Origin of the sequence: Bradyrhizobium sp. SEMIA (assembly GCF_014844175.1) — a bacterium.
In the GTDB taxonomy this organism is placed as follows: Bacteria; Pseudomonadota; Alphaproteobacteria; order Rhizobiales; family Xanthobacteraceae; genus Bradyrhizobium; species Bradyrhizobium arachidis.
Genome location: NZ_CP046601.1, coordinates 8,494,070 through 8,507,861, shown reverse-complemented (window position 1 = coordinate 8,507,861; position 13,792 = coordinate 8,494,070). Strand labels below are relative to the sequence as shown.

At 58.6% G+C, this 13,792-nt stretch carries 13 protein-coding genes and 1 pseudogene; 8 read left to right on the top strand and 6 right to left on the bottom strand.

The window, feature by feature from the left end:
- The first annotated feature begins 2 nt into the window (after positions 1-2).
- Complete coding sequence (locus FOM02_RS40760) at positions 3-629, top strand: FMN-dependent NADH-azoreductase (protein WP_027557066.1); 627 nt, start codon at positions 3-5, stop codon at positions 627-629.
- Between the two features lie 26 nt (positions 630-655).
- Positions 656-1,000 (top strand): hypothetical protein, encoded by a 345-nt coding sequence (locus FOM02_RS40755; protein WP_084334096.1) that lies wholly within the window; start codon positions 656-658, stop codon positions 998-1,000.
- A gap of 33 nt (positions 1,001-1,033) precedes the next feature.
- Here the strand turns inward: FOM02_RS40755 and FOM02_RS40750 are convergent, their stop codons facing one another.
- Positions 1,034-1,234 (bottom strand): hypothetical protein, encoded by a 201-nt coding sequence (locus tag FOM02_RS40750; protein ID WP_141262995.1) that lies wholly within the window; start codon positions 1,232-1,234, stop codon positions 1,034-1,036.
- A gap of 466 nt (positions 1,235-1,700) precedes the next feature.
- Positions 1,701-2,120: pseudogene (locus FOM02_RS40745) on the bottom strand (SIS domain-containing protein); the annotation flags it as partial.
- A 393-nt stretch (positions 2,121-2,513) separates the two neighbouring features.
- Between FOM02_RS40745 and FOM02_RS40740 the strand changes: the two are divergent.
- Positions 2,514-2,750 (top strand): DUF6894 family protein, encoded by a 237-nt coding sequence (locus tag FOM02_RS40740; RefSeq protein WP_027557062.1) that lies wholly within the window; start codon positions 2,514-2,516, stop codon positions 2,748-2,750.
- A 115-nt stretch (positions 2,751-2,865) separates the two neighbouring features.
- Here FOM02_RS40740 and FOM02_RS40735 read toward each other — a convergent pair whose 3' ends face one another.
- Positions 2,866-3,528: a LuxR C-terminal-related transcriptional regulator gene (locus FOM02_RS40735; RefSeq protein ID WP_051377960.1), complete on the bottom strand. Its 663-nt coding sequence runs from the start codon at positions 3,526-3,528 to the stop codon at positions 2,866-2,868.
- Between the two features lie 548 nt (positions 3,529-4,076).
- Here FOM02_RS40735 and FOM02_RS40730 point away from each other — a divergent pair.
- On the top strand, positions 4,077-4,877 hold the full coding sequence (locus FOM02_RS40730; protein WP_084334094.1) for a LuxR C-terminal-related transcriptional regulator: 801 nt from the start codon (positions 4,077-4,079) through the stop codon (positions 4,875-4,877).
- Between the two features lie 452 nt (positions 4,878-5,329).
- Here the strand turns inward: FOM02_RS40730 and glmS are convergent, their stop codons facing one another.
- Positions 5,330-7,156 carry a glutamine--fructose-6-phosphate transaminase (isomerizing) gene (glmS, locus tag FOM02_RS40725; protein ID WP_027557061.1) on the bottom strand — a complete coding sequence of 609 codons (1,827 nt, stop codon included), beginning with the start codon at positions 7,154-7,156 and terminating at the stop codon, positions 5,330-5,332.
- A gap of 620 nt (positions 7,157-7,776) precedes the next feature.
- Between glmS and FOM02_RS40720 the strand changes: the two genes are divergently transcribed.
- Complete coding sequence (locus FOM02_RS40720; RefSeq protein ID WP_027557060.1) at positions 7,777-8,013, top strand: DUF6894 family protein; 237 nt, start codon at positions 7,777-7,779, stop codon at positions 8,011-8,013.
- Positions 8,014-8,129: 116 nt separating this feature from the next.
- Here the strand turns inward: FOM02_RS40720 and FOM02_RS40715 are convergent, their stop codons facing one another.
- Positions 8,130-8,750, bottom strand: coding sequence for a LuxR C-terminal-related transcriptional regulator (locus FOM02_RS40715; RefSeq protein ID WP_231164332.1), 621 nt, complete (start codon positions 8,748-8,750; stop codon positions 8,130-8,132).
- Positions 8,751-9,187: 437 nt separating this feature from the next.
- On the opposite strand from FOM02_RS40715, the gene FOM02_RS40710 reads away from it, so the two are divergent.
- Complete coding sequence (locus FOM02_RS40710; protein ID WP_051395235.1) at positions 9,188-9,994, top strand: response regulator transcription factor; 807 nt, start codon at positions 9,188-9,190, stop codon at positions 9,992-9,994.
- A gap of 721 nt (positions 9,995-10,715) precedes the next feature.
- Positions 10,716-10,931 carry a DUF2934 domain-containing protein gene (locus FOM02_RS40705; protein WP_231164331.1) on the top strand — a complete coding sequence of 72 codons (216 nt, stop codon included), beginning with the start codon at positions 10,716-10,718 and terminating at the stop codon, positions 10,929-10,931.
- A gap of 384 nt (positions 10,932-11,315) precedes the next feature.
- Here FOM02_RS40705 and galE read toward each other — a convergent pair whose 3' ends face one another.
- Positions 11,316-12,341, bottom strand: a complete 1,026-nt coding sequence (gene galE / locus FOM02_RS40700; RefSeq protein ID WP_027557058.1) for a UDP-glucose 4-epimerase GalE — start codon at positions 12,339-12,341, stop codon at positions 11,316-11,318.
- Positions 12,342-13,005: 664 nt separating this feature from the next.
- Between galE and FOM02_RS40695 the strand changes: the two genes are divergently transcribed.
- A complete protein-coding gene (locus tag FOM02_RS40695) occupies positions 13,006-13,785 on the top strand; it encodes a 4'-phosphopantetheinyl transferase family protein (protein WP_084334090.1) in 780 nt (259 codons plus the stop codon).
- Positions 13,786-13,792 lie beyond the last annotated feature (7 nt).

Genomic DNA, 13,792 nt, shown 5'->3' with positions numbered 1-13,792 from the left:
CTGTGGCAAAGCTCCTGCATCTGTCCTGCTCGCCCCGCCCCGAGTCCGTCTCGAGTGCCGGCGCGCGCGTCTTTCTTGACGGCTTCCGCCAGGCTCGGCCGGATTGGGACATTGATGTCGTTGACATCTGGCGTGACCGGATGCCGGAGTTCATGGGCCCCATCGTCGATGCTAAATACGCGCGCATGAAAGCTCAGGCCTTTAACGAGGCGCAGCGCGAGAGCTTCGCCGAGGCCGAGCGCATGGCGCTGCGCTTCTCGCTCGCCGATCGGGTGCTGATCTCGACCCCGATGTGGAACTTCGGCATCCCCTACAAGCTCAAGCAGTGGTTCGACATCATCGTCCAGCCCGGGCTCACCTTTCAGTTCGATCCGTCGCAGGGCTATTTCCCACTGCTGCAGGACCGGCCGACGCTGGTCATCCTCGCCAGCGGCAGCGACTTCGCCACCGGCATGAACCGCGGCCGCATCGACATGGCAACGCCCTACCTGCGGGAAATCCTGCGCTTTGTTGGAATCAGCGATGTCCGCTTCCTGGCGATCGGTCCAACCACCGGACCGCAGCAGCCGATCGATGCTGCCCGTGAAAGGGCCCATCGACGCCTCGCGGCAATGGCCGCGACCTTCTAGAGCGGGATGGTGTAAAGGAGAGAGCGATGCCGAGCTCCAACTACCGCTTGTTCGAACAAGCCATACGCAAGCGCAAGCTGGTCTTCTGCGTATATGACGGCTATCCCCGCGAACTCTGTCCCATCATCCTCGGCCATTCGCAACAGCAGGAGAAAGCGCTCACCTATCAGTTTGGCGGCCAAAGCAAATCGGGTCTCCCGCCGCAAGGCGAGTGGCGTTGTCTATCGCTTGCAAAGGTAAGCGCGGCTCAACTTCGCGATGGGCCTTGGCGAACCGGCTCCAGCCATACCCAGCCACAAGGCTGCGTCGAGATCGTCGAGTTCGATGTAAACCCTCACAGCCCATATCGGCCGAAACATCCGCTTTCCTAGCCGTCGCACCATCAGTACGCACCCCAACCGACTCTAGGAAGGGCGAAAGCCAGGCGGCATTGCTCGCCAGACTCTGTCGTTGCGACAATAGGCACGAGCGCCCTCGGGAATGTCTTCGCCGGCGCTTCCGTCGTATGGCTCATAGAGGAGCGCCGGGAACAGCTCGCCGTTGACGATTTTGACCATATCGCCACGTCGAATGTCGGCGCCGGCCGTTCTGGTCGAAACAGACATGGTTCCTCGCGAAAGCGGACGCAAATGCCGAATGAGCCCATCGACGGGACAGGCTTGATCTGAGGCTATCTCCAAGCCGATCTGTGTTCCAATACACGTAAGGGCTACTCCCCTGACGGATCACCAACGCTTCCGCGCGATGCTGTATCGATCCGAATGGATGCGCACACGAGAACTCTCTCTACGCCCCGGCAGATTGTTCTGCTGCGCCAGCGTGGACCGCTGCCGGTCCTAGCTGATTTTCTGAGCAGCAGCGACCCCGCCAACGCTGTTACAAGATGGCGAGGCCGCCTGCTCTGCGGACCTCGGCGCTGAGCTTCAGTCCGAAGGCCGGAGGATTTTACGCAGGACCGCCGATGATGGGGATTGCTCTAAAGAGGCACCCAGTCTGGAGCGCACGTCTGTCACACCAGCATCATCGGACATCGTCCTGAAGTGTACGAACAGAGGCTGCGCGCCTGACGGATTATTCGACCGTCGCGGACTTTGCGAGATTGCGCGGCTGGTCTACGTCGGTCCCCAGAGCTGCGGCGCTGTGATAGGCCAGGAGCTGCAGCGACACAGCAAAAGCCAGCGGCGCCACGACGTCGGGCATCTCGGGCAAGCTCAACGTCGCGCAAGCACCGGATGCACCGAGTGAAGCGCCACTCTGGTCGGTCAACAGGATGATGCGACCTCCACGGGCGATGCCCCCCTGCATGTTCGATATGATCTTCCCGAACGTCGCGTCGCTCGGCGCTATGACGATGACTGGCAGGTCCTGATCTATCAGCGCGATTGGCCCATGTTTGAGCTCGCCCGCCGCATATCCCTCGGCGTGTATGTAGGCTATCTCTTTGAGCTTGAGGGCCCCTTCCAGGGCCAGCGGATAAACAAGGCGCTCGCCTTACAGAGCTTGCTCGCGGAGCGCACGAGCATCACAGCCCGATATGTCGCCCGAGCAAAAGAGCATCAACGATCTGCGTGATGGCCCGTGACGGGACGACATGAGTCGCCCAAAAGATCGCGGCCCCGGCGGGGGGCTAGGATTCGCAGGGAGCCGGGGCCGCAACGCTGCGCCGAAGTGGGCTCCGTCGACGCACCACAATCGTAACGATAACCAAGCGATCAATCACCTTGGATTCGTGATCAATCAGATCAACGTCGAGGTACCCATCAATGATGATGTATCCTCCTGCAACGGCGGCCTGCTATCTGTTCATTGTGGGTCCGATGACCCAGTTGTGATGCGCGGGGCTCGCTGCAGTCATCGGACTCTTCGCGTTGTCCGGAGACACCAATGCCGCGATATTTCTTCCATATCCACGATGGGACTTCAGTTCTCGACGACGTCGGGCTGGATCTCCCTGACATTGTCGCGGCGCGCACCGCAGCGATCGAACTGAGCGGCGAGATCCTCAAGCATGACTTGACGGAACGGCACTTGCCTCACGTATTCTGGCGGGTGGAGGTCAGCGACAGCCCCGCACTTGGCGGCCGCTCGCTATTCGTTCTTCAGTTCTCTGTGGCAGAATGAGCGCTCCCCTCTCGCTGGCCGGACGCGAGAGACAATTCTTCAGCCGCGCTTCCAGCATATCGCGCTGCAATCATCGCGGGATGATCTCGCAGTCCTCGACTCAGCGGGGTTGACCCTATTTGCGCTGCCTGTCCTGCATTGAATTTGCGCCCTCATCCTGCGAGATGGCGAGCGCAGCCAGCGCCGTGCGATTGCCGACCTCGAGCTTTTGGAAGATCTTGTGGAGGTGCACCTTGATGGTGCCATCAGCAATGTTGAGCAGGCGGCCAATCTCCTTGTTGGAGAGACCGCGAGAGACAAGGCGGATGATTTGCCGCTCTCGCTCAGTGAGCACAGCGAGTGCATTTTCCGGATTTGCGCTCTGCTCCTGAGGTACGACCTGATCTGTAGGCGCTCCCGGGACGACAGTCGCACCATGAATAACCTCACGTAAGCACTGCACCAGCGCCTGGCCCGCCATCTCCTTTAGAAGAACACTGTGCCCCGCGGGGAGCCCCGCTGAGATGAGATCGCAATCTTCGCTGGCTGCGAAGAACACCAGGCGGGTCGATCGATTCTGCGAGCGGTCGAGCGAATCGTTCAGCAGCGCGATCAACTCCGGCATTGCCGCATCGATGATCGCAATGTCGGGAGCAAGGTCTAGAACCGCCGCGATGCAATTCCCGGCGTCACCGCAGGATGCAATGACCTCGAAATCAGGTTCTGACCCGAGTAGATTTGCGAGACCGTACAAGACTACCGGATGTCGATCCGCAATCACCACAGTCGCACGACGCATCGGGCGCTCCCTAACCAGCCGCCCCCCATTTCTGTGATTGAAGCTACGGGCCCCCGCCCTGGCCGCTCCAATATTGCTTGAACACCAAAAATCTCATCAATATTCCGAAGTGTCAGTCACAAGAGCAAAACGCGTAAACCATAAGGTAGATGATCGCACGAGTCTGAAGCTCCAGTATACAGCAAGTTTGCCGCGCCGAGGCCCGTAGGACTCCGGTGGTCAATACTCAAGAGGGCACAAGTGTTCTATCCATTTGCGAACCTGGAATGACAGCGTGCTGCAGTGCATCGTAAACGCGCATTTGAGATTGCTGGCGCGTTCTCGCGCATCTCCGGCAGCTGCAACGCCGCGTCATTCGACCGCGTCGCCGCCGGTCAACCTATAACCAAAGGTATATAGGCAAAACCGAAGATTCAAATCTAACCTTCAGCAAATGCTATCGAAACAAAATCGGGAGGCCTACACGCGCTCGAGCTTTTCCTACTCAACTGTCTTTTCCCAAGCCTTATTCGTTCAAGTTGTATCGTTGCGTTGACGCGGAGGGTGATATGAGGAGGCGACAATCCTGCAAAGTGGTTTTGATTGGACGACATATTCTACTGCGAGAGGGTATTTCCCGAATCCTGCATGCGGCAGATTTTCACATCGTAATGTCGGCCTTGGGTCCCGACGAATTGCCGAGCACACTCCAAGCAGACCAGCTTCTGTTTGTAATTGTCCATGACACCGACGAGTTCCATCTCACCCTGCAGCACATCGGATTTGTAAGGGAGCACTATCCAGACGCCCGCGTCGCGATCGTTTCGGACCACTATCGGCCGGAACAATTGATTTCGGCCTACAGGGCGGGCGCCAGCGGCTACTTCGCCGACGTCAATTCATGCGCCACCTTCACAAAGTCGATCGAGCTTGTGACAATGGGCGAAACGGTATTTCCGCCCGCATTTCTGTCGTTCGTGCTCGATCTCGAGCCTAACCGCAAGGCCCAGCCGCCGGCGAGCGAAGAGCGATCAAGCGTCCTCGTTCCGGCTAAGGAACGGATCGCCCCCCATCTGTCACCGCGCGAGCAGGCGATTCTCTCCTTCTTGGTTGAAGGCAATTCCAACAAATCCATTGCACGAAAGATCGATATTGCCGAAGCGACGGTGAAAGTTCACGTCAAGGCGATCCTGCGCAAGATACGAGTCCAGAATAGAACGCAGGCCGCAATTTGGGGAATGAACAACGGATCACTGGTCCGGCCGGCCAATGGGCACGCGCTGACGCTGTCAATCGATCGGGCGGCAGCTCCGAACCAGGCCTCGAATGGGCGCGGTCATCAGGAGGCCGAGATCTCGGACATCCACTAGACCACGCAGGCAGTTCTGGCGCATCGATCGTTTGAGACGCGCGCCAGATGACTGCGCGACCAAAATGACTTCGAGATTGCGCGAAGATCACCAACGCTCCCGCGAGGTCTCCTGCGTTCAGATGATGTGCGCTAGGACCTAGAGGATCGATACATCATCGACATCCGTGGCCCCTGCAAGATCGTCATGATCGGAAGGGGCCGCGAACGTCGGCCGTCTGCCAACTCGAAGCGCCCGAGTCCGCAGGTTGTCGTGAGGCATGATACGATGTCTCCATCGACAGACCAGTCTGCCGTCGCAGACTGGTACTCCCTCACGAAATCGGAGTGTCCGCTTCCCGCTCCTCGTGGTCAACCTGGATGAGGCCGCATGATCGATGATGTTTCCGGACGGGTCCTTGATCGCGGCATCCGCGGACGGCGAGCGACCATAACCCGCCACGACATTCGCTGCTATTCGACCGTCACTGATTTGGCGAGATTGCGCGGCTGGTCCACATCGGTGCCCATGATCACGGCCGCATGATAAGCCAGCAACTGGATCGGAACCGAGTAGACGATCGGCGCGAAGGTCGGCGCCATGTCAGGCAGCAGTACCGTAGCTACGGGCTCGATGGCTGATTCCGCCGCACCTTTGGCGTCCGTGATCAGAATGATCTTGCCGCCGCGCGCCACGACCTCTTGCATGTTCGACACGGTCTTTTCGAAGACGCCGTCGAAAGGCGCGATGACCACGACGGGCATGTTCTCGTCGATCAGGGCGATCGGGCCGTGTTTGAGCTCACCCGCGGCATAGCCCTCGGCATGGATATAGGAGATTTCCTTCAGCTTCAGCGCGCCTTCCAGCGCAAGCGGATAACTGGTGCCTCGCCCCAGATAGAGGACATCACGTGCCTTTGCGACATAGCGAGCCAGCTTCTCGATCTGCGGCTCGCTGGCAAGCGCGGCGCCCATCAAGCGCGGAACCTCAATCAGCGCGCTCACGAGCTTTCTCTCCTCGCTCACGGAGATCTCGCCACGCTCTGTTCCAGCAGCGACCGCGAGGGCGGCGAGCGCCATCAACTGACAAGTGAAGGCCTTGGTGGAGGCAACACCTATTTCCGGACCGGCCAGGGTCGGCAGCACCGTTTCACTTTCACGCGCGATAGTGGAGGTCGGCACGTTCACGACAGAGACCGTGTGGGCTCCCCTCTCCTTGGCGTAGCGAAGTGCTGCCAGCGTGTCGGCGGTTTCGCCCGATTGCGAGATGAAGAGGGCGAGGTCGCCCTTGCGAAGCGGCGCTTCGCGATAGCGGAATTCGGAGGCGATATCGACATCAACAGGGATATGTGCCAGCCGTTCGAACCAGTACTTTGCAATAGCCCCCGCATAACTTGCGGTGCCGCAGGCCGTGATCGTAACGCGCCTGACATTGCTGAAATCGAACGGCAGCTTGATCGGCAGTGCGACCCGTTCGGTTCTCATATCCACATAATGGGCGAGCGTGCGGCCCACTACGTCCGGTTGCTCGCAAATCTCCTTAGCCATGAAATGCCGATAGTTGGCCTTATCGGCGACGAACGACGCCCCACCCGGCTCGAGCACCTCGCGCGTAACGACCGCGTCATTCGCGTCCCGGATCACTCCTCTCTGGCGTGACAGCACCACCCAGTCACCGTCTTCGAGGTAGCTGATGCCCTGGGCGAACGGAGCGAGGGCAATCGCATCGGAGCCGAGATAGGTCTCACCGTCGCCATAGCCCACCGCCAGTGGCGACCCCCTGCGCGCTCCAATCAGAAGATCGCGATATCCCTTGAATAGAAACACGAGTGCGAAGGCGCCGCGCAGCTGCGGCAACGACGCCTTGACGGCTTCCTGGGGCGAATAGCCCATCAACAGGTAGGAATGAACGAGGTGTGCTACGACTTCACTATCCGTGTCGCTCGCGAATTTCGCGCCCTTCGCTTCGAGCCTGTGGCGCAACGTTCGAAAATTCTCGATGATGCCATTATGGACCACTGCGACGCGCTCGGTCGCGTGTGGATGGGCATTGTATTCTGTCGGCTTGCCGTGCGTGGCCCAGCGCGTGTGACCGATTCCGGCATCCCCGCTCAGCGGCTCGGCACGCAGTCGCACCTCCAGGTTCTTGAGCTTACCTTCGGCACGCCGACGCTCGAGATGACCATCATCGAGGGTGGCCACTCCCGTCGAGTCGTAACCCCGATACTCGAGCCGTCTGAGCGCGTCGATCAATCGCCCCGATACCGCGGATTGTCCTAGAATGCCGATAATTCCGCACATCTGTCAGATCTCTCGCCTCGTCGACAATCACAAATGCACGCACACGATGATCATCAACGCCCAATACACGGTTGGTACAGATTGGGGCGGTCGAATCGGGAGAAGCGCTGCAACAAACGCGGGGTACTCCGCTTGAGCGGGTGAATGTAGCAAGCGTCCTCCTGCTTTCGAGCCCCCCGGCGGCGCGGGTCAATGTCATGAATGCGATTACCGCGGCTCGATGCGCGATCCGAAACCGAGCCGCGCATCCAGGCGCCTCACGCGCAGAGGCTCAATGATTGCAGCCCGAAGCAGGTGCGGACGCGGGCAAGTGAACCAGGAGGGCAAGCCCTCAGCCGACCTCATGCCGTCGAGGCGAGGCGATCGCGGCCCGGCGGGGGTTGATTTGCAGGAATGCCAGGGTCGTCGAACACGCCGAAGTGGACAATTGCGGCGTGACGAGACTCTAGACCGCAACGCGCAATTGTCCATGTCAACTAAGAGGATCCCGTTCGACGTTGAGGTACTCAACAATGCTCATGGACCGGGACTGTCCGCTCGTCATAGTCCCACTCCGGGACGCTACTGCGACATCCGCTTGGTCTTGTCGCGCGGATGCACCTCGTTTTCCGGATGCTCCAATGCCTCGCTATTTTTTCCACGTCCACGACGGCGGGTCAGTACCCGATGACCTCGGCTTGAATCTGCCCGACATCGACGCCGCGCGGGCGGCAGCCATCGAGTTGAGCCGCGAGATCCTTCGAAGCGAGCACGTCGGACCATTTGAGGACCATCCGTCCTGGCGGATCGAGGTTAGCAAGAGCCCTGAACCGAACAGTGAGCCGCTGTTTGTCCTCCACTTCTCGCTCACGGAATAACCCGCGGCAAGCGCCTGCTGATCTTCTAGAACCCCACTGGTGTCGGATCATTCCGCTCGAACTTCAGTTGGCCTTGGCAGCCCGGCGACGCAACACGGGCGCTCAGCGCTCTCGGCTCATTCGGACTCCGTCGACTTGACCGGAGTGCCCCGATCATTTTGCGAAATGGCGAGAGCCGCAAGCGCTGTTCGGTTGCTGATCTCCAGCTTCTGAAAGACATGGTGAAGATGGACTTTGATTGTGCCGTCGGCAATGTTCAAGCGGCGTCCAATTTGCTTGTTTGACAGTCCTTCCGATACCAGGCGCATGATCTGACGCTCCCGGTCCGTCAGCATGGCCAGCGCACTGTCCGAGGTCACCCCATGGCCAGCCGGTGTAGCCTGATCAATCGAAGGCTGCGGTAATATTCGTTCACCGCGCGCGATTTGTCGCAAGGACTGCACCAGCACTTCGGACAAGGTTTCCTTCAGGACCACGCTGCAGCCATCTAACGCGTCCGGCAACAAAAGGTCGTAGTCTTCTGAAGGCATGAAAAACGCCAAGCGGATCGAGCGATCGGCCGGATTGAGGACGGAGGAGCTCAGTGCGATCAGCTCGGGCATTGTTGAATCGAGAATCGCGATGTCGGGCGCGAGCCTCTCGATCGCCTGCACGCAACTCGCAGCATCGCTACAAGATGCAACAACTTCGAAGTCGCCTTCCGCGCCGAGCAGGCTGCTCAGACCCTGCAAGACCATCGGATGCCGGTCTGCAATTACCACCCTTGTGCAATTCATTGGCTCCTCAGTCCCCGCGTAGCCCTACGGATTAACTCAACGTGCGGAAATATTCTATGGCTGATTCATCTGTAGATTGTGCAGCCCGCCCCGGGACGCCAGTAGTTTCCGGGAGTAAACCTATAACGAACGGTATATATCGAAATCGGAAGTCCGGATTTAACGTTAGGAAAAGCTTAACCACTTGAAGGCGGGAAACCCGCCAAATGATGGCAAAAACCTGCCAAACAATGGCAAAGGCTGGAAGCACACAGCCGAGGTAGCACGAAAGGATATCCCGCCGAAAAAGGCGATCAACTGGCGGCCTGTTAGGAGGCAGCGCCGGCGCAGGTAACTTTGACTTCAAGATCTTCCATTGCAGTCGTGTAATTGCGTAGCGTACGTCGTTGGAGGGTACAATGCCGAGGCGTCAATCTTTCGAAACTATTCTTATTGGAAAGAACATTTTAGTCAGAGAGGGAATTTCACGGATCCTACATGCTGCGAGTTTCCGGATCCTGCTCTCTGTTTCGAGCGCTGAAGAATTGCCAAACGAGCTCCAGTCACATCAACTACTGTTTCTCATCATCCACAACGGCGACAGTTTCGATGTCGCATTGGACCAGATACGTTTCGTCAGGGGTCAGCGTCCTGATGCGCGTGTCGCAGTCGTATCGGATCATTATCGCCCGGATGAACTTGTCTCGGCATATCGAGCTGGTGCGAGCGGCTATTTCGTGAACGTCAATTCTTGCGACGCCTTCATCAAGTCCATCGAACTCGTGACGATGGGAGAGGCGGTCTTTCCGCCGGCTTTTCTGTCGTTCGCGCTTGACGGCATTCTTGAGCGCGAAGCAACACCAGCCGAAGAGGTCGAGCATGGCATCGTGCTCACGACGGATGAGCCGGTCGCACCACATCTTTCTCCCCGCGAGAAGGCGATCTTGTCTTGTTTGATCGAGGGCAATTCCAACAAGTCCATTGCCCGAAAGATCGACATAGCTGAGGCGACGGTCAAGGTTCACGTCAAGGCGATTCTGCGCAAGATCCGCGTCCAGAACCGGACGCAGGCCGCGATCTGGGGAATGAACAACGGATCACTGATGCATTCTGCAGATGGACACACCTTGCCCTCGATCATCCCTCACCCCACAGGTCTCGGCGCCTTGCGACCCGATCGCCAGGCTCATGTCAATCAAGGTCCCGGGGTCACTAAACTCGATTAATGGGCATCGTTCCGTGTCTAGCACCTCATCGCAACGGCGTGTCTGACCTGATGAAAGACTACTCCCACGGCACGGTAACCGTCACGCAGCTCGCAATCTTCGATAAGCCACAGCGGCCACGCTGCTGTGGCCTATCTCCTTGCACAGACCTCGACCACAGCGCACAGAATGTGTTTTGATCTTCGCGCGTTTGACACGCCAGCCATGACAGCTCCATAGCGATCGCCGTCGCGCTCACTCGCCTGCACGCAGTATCCGACACTCGATTGCGATCGCACTGGAGCCGGAATGGAACGACATCAGACGGCGGGTGTCGGCCGCTCACCGTGACCTCTTGGCGGAACATTGCCCGTCGGTGATGATGCCCTATCTTCCCCATCGGACTCTCGCATCGAATTTCGGATGGATTGCCCGTGTTCCAACAGCCGCGCCAGCAAAGGTCATCCGCTACGAGGCGTGTTCCTAGACCGCCTGACCCAGGGAGTACTTGGCCCCGGCCTACCGCGCGATCCGGTCGAGCTCGCTCCGGGAAACGCGAGCAGTTTTCTCCACTCCCAACGCCACGGCACCGCCCACATGATTCCGTGGACTTCTGCGCGGCGGACTTCACGAGGTCCGGATCACGCTTGGCGCCTGTTAGTTCGCATCAGCGACCATCAAGCGGGCGGCAGTTGGATGTTTGTGGGCGATAGAACCAGGGATTAGCTGAGGAGACAACGGGTTGATCGATACGAGCAGAGGCGGCCAATCTCACGGTCAAAGCCCCTCGGGATTAAGGCAGATGGGGGTTCTTCCAAGCCAGAAGCAGATCGAGTGCCGCGCGTATCGGCTGTGGGAGCAAGCCGGGATGCCTAAGGGGCGAGACCAAGAGTTCTATTTGGAAGCGGAGCGGCAGTTGAAGAAAGAGCTGCTCCGCGACGATCCGTCGGTGGAATAAACAGCGATGAAAGCCCAGACCGGGACGGACATTGCGCGCCGACTGAACATTTGGGCGATGGGACCACCAAGGTCCGTCTTCACCATACCTTCCGGAAATCAGCAGCCAGACAGTTATTGCCGCGCTCGCGGTCTCGGATATTGACGCAGTGGCGCGGCATTTCCGCGCCCGAGCATGTCGTTGTCGCGGTAGGATCCTATATTGTTGCGCACTCCGCTCGCTGGTATGATGGCAGCGACATCGCAGTTCGCATCATCAGTCGACATTTGTGGCTGGATCTTGTTGGGGCGGCTCTCGTGATGGGCGGCGTTCGGCTTACAGCGACACCACAGCCACACGCGGTCGACGACTTGTGCGCCTGACATCGTCCAATCGCGGCGCGATCTAACGGCCTTCAGAGTTTGTACCACGATAACCGTCGGGACACTTGCATTGCCAGCGCCAATGGTCTGCGCACATTTCCTCCAGTGATCGCACCGATCTCCACCCCAGCACCCTTTCGGCAAACGTGGGATCGGCAAAACAGACAGCGACATCACCGATCCGGCGCTTGTCAATCTCAAATGGAACTGACCTACCGCTCACGGCTTCAAACGTCCGAACAACGTCCAGAACGCTGCTGCCATTGCCCGTTCCAAAGTTCGCCGTAAGGAGTCCGGGCTGCTTCAGGCTATTCAAAACACTCAGATGACCAGACGCAAGATCAACGACATGAATGAAGTCGCGGATCCCAGTGCCGTCCGGCGTGTCGTAATCGTTTCCCCAAATCCGCAGCTTCTCTCGTTTTCCGATCGCCACTTGCGCGACAAATGGCAGCAGATTGTTCGGGACGCCCTTCGGGTCCTCACCGATCAGCCCGCTTTCATGTGCGCCGACGGGATTGAAATATCGGAGAATCCCAATTCGCCAATCATTGTCGGACCGATAGAGGTCCTTCAACATTTCTTCGATGAAGAGTTTAGTACGGCCGTATGGGTTTGTCGGCCCAAGAGGGTGGTGCTCGTCGAGCGGCAGGTACGTAGGTACACCGTAAACGGTGGCGGACGAGCTAAAGACGAGCGTCTTTACACTTGCCCTGTTCATCGCCGAAACGAGGCGCATGCTTCCGAGCAGGTTGTTTTCGTAATAGGTCATTGGACGAATGCTGGATTCGCCTACCGCCTTCAAGCCCGCAAGATGGATAACCGCCGATACTTCGTACGAACATAGTGTTTCGTAGATGGCCTCTTCATCCAAAATGTCGACCTGCCGAAAGGTGAGGGATCGCCCGCAGATGAGTTGTACCCGCTCAAGGGAGGCTTTGTTGCTGTTCGAGAGATTGTCAACTACGACGACATCGAACCCAGCATCCAGTAAGGCAATGCACACATGGGATCCAATATAGCCAGCGCCGCCAGTCAAAAGAATCATCGTGGACAGTTCCTGTGTTTACACAACCGGCCCTATTCCTGCGCATCCAACGTCTATGCTCTCAAAACTCGACCCTGATAGCGGATGCTGCAACGCGACTGCGGCAAGAGGCTTCGCCGCAGATCGCCTGAAGCGAGTGTCAGCTCCTCAGCAGCTTTGCCAGACTTCTCGCGCGTCCAACTGACTTGTCGCCACAGCTGAGTGCAACGACGCCGAGGGATTACCTCCTTTGGCTTCGCTCGCCGACGCCGCGCCGCGTTTCGTTCTTTCGCCTTTCTTGATTCGGCAGCCCTCGCATAGAGATTCTGCGTGTTGATTGCGTCGCCGCGCGTCCCGTAACTCCCCCCACTCCGCAAGACCCAAGGGTCCGTAGCTCTCCGCGAGCGCGAAGCTCGCCTGAGCGCAGCTAATCTGGACGGGGCGCGCCGGAACAATCCGCGCCCTCTACATCGCCTTGCTCGAGGAGCATGCTCCGCGATGAGCTCCGCCGCCTGTGCAATCCCCGGGCCGCTGGATGGGAAGCGGCAACAAATGGGTAATTACGATGGTCCATTGAGCCATCGCACTGCGGGATTAAACTTCCGATCCGCAACCGTTCAAATGCCGTTCCAACTCTACTGCTGGCGATCCGAAATCAGAATTTGGGCGCAGAAAGTAAGGCGTGATGAGTTTTCGCATCAAGGCCCGCGCGCAGAACGAGTGGGAGAAGGATCGTTATGGCGTTGGTGGCCAGGACCGGCCGGGCCACAAGCCTGAACGCGGGGCGCGCAAATCCAACACGGCCCTCTCGAGCCTTTTGGACAAAGCGGTCGAGCTGAGACCCCGGACCGAAATGCCGGTTTTCGAGAATGATGGATTGGAGATCCTGACATTCATGCTCGATGTGGAGCCGGACACCATCCGGCGGACAGGCGCTTGCCTCAACGACGAGGAACGTCGGCGCGCCCAGCGTTTAAGATTGGAGCAGGACCGCCGCCGCTTTATTGTTACCCGGGGGCAACTGCGCCGGGTCCTCGCTTCCAAACTGGGAATTTCGCCGTCCGACGTCGAACTAGAGTATGGACGATTGGGCAAACCTCACCTCTCGCACCGTATGCCTGCGCGCGATTTGCACTTCAGCGTCTCACGATCCGCAGATGTGGCGGTCATAGCGCTCTCGACCAGGCAAGAGATCGGGGTGGACATCGAGGCAATTCTCCCGGTGCCCGAAGCGGACGAGATCGCGGCGCTCTGTCTTTCCGCCTCCGAGTACGAGTCCTACACCGCCCTTGGTCCGGAAGACCGTCTGGAAGACTTCCTCCGGCATTGGACCCGGCTGGAGGCAATCTCCAAGGCCCTGGGGTGCGGCTTAGGACAGCGCATTTCCTGGGATGAAAAGGATTGGGTTGTCCGAACGTTCGTACCGAAATCTGGATACATCGGGAACATGGTCGTTCGGAAATGAATGATCA